The following is a 1318-nucleotide window of genomic DNA, read 5'->3' as shown; positions in this document are numbered from 1 at the left end:
TTTAGCCAACCAAAGTTTTACGAACTATAACGATGTTGTCGAGAAGGTATGTAGAGCATGGAATGGCTTCTTGGAAAGCGCAGATAGGGTGCAAACGATGTGCAAAAGGGAGTGGATTAACCTGACCAGTTAATTTTCCAGATTGGTATAAGTTTGGTTGTGTATTTTTACTGTAATAGCATCGTGGTTTCATGAAACCACGATGCTATCTTTGGAAAAACACTATTCATCAAATAAAGTAATCTTTATTGCTTATTGAATCAGTTGCCAGACTCAAAAGCCGAAAATAAATTAAACGGCGTTTGGTACTTTTCTAGTGTAGAAAGGTGCATTAATTGCTCTTGATCCAAACCGTCTAAGATTTTTTTATTGTCTTCTTTAGGGAGGTCATATCGCCTTAACTCTATATATTCATTTAAGGCATCAACTTCCCCAAAAACAGCCAAGTCAAAAATAACACTAATATAATCTGACTCTTCAGGCTGAGCGCAACGTTTTTCTGCCATTTTGGATAATTCAAACAAAACAACCTTCTGAGTTAACGTAGGTTGAGATTTAAGCCATTCATTATCTATCGTAATTTGTCTCTGTTTCTTGAGCTTTGAGCACTCTCCAACCTTTTGATTAAGTGCGTCATACACCTCAATGTATTTAATTTGCAAAGACTCTTTTGTCTCAAGCCCCGAAGCGAAAGCGCAACCAGACAATAAAATAAGCACCATCAATAACTTAAAGCGAGTTATATACACATGTCCAAAATTCATAATCTTTCCCTGTAGAAAATAACATTTCATTTTCAGCAATAGTTTCTAATCGTTTTCTTTTTATATCAGGAATAGCCTTCATTGCTTCATTAAATGTTTTCCATTGATACGTAGAGGCGTTCCATCCCGCATTTGTAAGTGCAACACCTGGATAAGACTTTCGTCCGGAAAAGATATGATAGAAAGGTACTAGAGCAAGAATCTTGTCTAGATAACTACTCATTTGGTTTACATTGTTCATCTCTTTAATTGCGTTCATAGTACGCTGGGATGGTTTAAAGTCCTTAATGTTACAAAAGTTTCCTTTCATTTGTGCTGGCATAAAAACCTCAATTATAGGGAGTTCTAACGAGGTCGTTATAGCATGATAACGAACAATCTAATTATGTGTGTCTTTGAATAATGAATGCAGATCACTCCGGGGCAAGTTATTACTCACAATGAAAGAACCCAGAAATAGAAAAAGCCCAGTCAAACGACTGGGCTTTTTATTTGCATAAAAATGCAATTGAAGATGGCAGGGGTGGAGAGATTCGAACTCCCAACACGCGGAT

At 36.6% G+C, this 1318-nt stretch carries 2 protein-coding genes; both read right to left on the bottom strand.

Annotated elements, in window-relative coordinates; translation table 11 throughout:
- Positions 1–260: 260 nt before the first annotated feature.
- Positions 261–764: a hypothetical protein gene (locus QTN95_RS20680; RefSeq protein WP_138973142.1), complete on the bottom strand. Its 504-nt coding sequence runs from the start codon at positions 762–764 to the stop codon at positions 261–263.
- Positions 730–1086: a hypothetical protein gene (locus QTN95_RS20675; protein ID WP_331418854.1), complete on the bottom strand. Its 357-nt coding sequence runs from the start codon at positions 1084–1086 to the stop codon at positions 730–732. Before QTN95_RS20675 ends, QTN95_RS20680 begins: the two co-directional genes overlap by 35 nt.
- Positions 1087–1318: the final 232 nt, after the last annotated feature.

The sequence above is a fragment of the Vibrio sp. M260112 genome, assembly GCF_036533775.1.
In the GTDB taxonomy this organism is placed as follows: domain Bacteria; phylum Pseudomonadota; class Gammaproteobacteria; order Enterobacterales; family Vibrionaceae; genus Vibrio.
This window is presented reverse-complemented; position numbering and strand designations above follow the sequence as displayed.

Excerpts from the sequence above, each read along its gene's own strand:
- QTN95_RS20680 (WP_138973142.1), bottom strand. The coding sequence starts at position 764 with ATGAATTTTGGACATGTGTATATAACTCGCTTTAAGTTATTGATGGTG.
- QTN95_RS20675 (WP_331418854.1), bottom strand. The coding sequence starts at position 1,086 with ATGCCAGCACAAATGAAAGGAAACTTTTGTAACATTAAGGACTTTAAA.